The organism is Desulfobulbus alkaliphilus, from assembly GCF_016918545.1.
Taxonomy (GTDB): Bacteria; Desulfobacterota; Desulfobulbia; order Desulfobulbales; family Desulfobulbaceae; genus Desulfobulbus; species Desulfobulbus alkaliphilus.
The window spans coordinates 1-266 of the sequence record NZ_JAFFQC010000470.1; the positions used below are offsets into that span (position 1 = coordinate 1).

The following is a 266-nucleotide window of genomic DNA, read 5'->3' on the forward strand; positions in this document are numbered from 1 at the left end:
TCTCCTGGTTTCTTGATCCAGGAGAGTTGTACACTATCGCTTTCAGTGTGTCCCGTAAAAAAACGCCTACACTTCAATTTTTTTCCACATCGCACCAACCGGAGCGTCGGCTGGGTTGCCGTTCCAAAGAAGCAGTTGCAGTTCGAGGGCTGCCAAACGCTGAGCCTGGAGGTCACCCTTGTCGGGCCACCAGCGAAAGCGACCCTGTGACAATCGCTTCTGACACAGCCAGAAGCCCTGCCCGTCATATCCCAACAACTTGAGGG

Annotated in this window: 1 protein-coding gene; it reads right to left on the reverse strand. The window is 54.1% G+C overall.

Annotation, left to right across the window (positions count from 1 at the left end):
- Positions 1–66: 66 nt before the first annotated feature.
- Positions 67–266, reverse strand: a 200-nt coding sequence (tnpB, locus tag JWG43_RS19440) for an IS66 family insertion sequence element accessory protein TnpB (RefSeq protein WP_205244527.1), incomplete at its 5' end; no start/stop codon positions are given.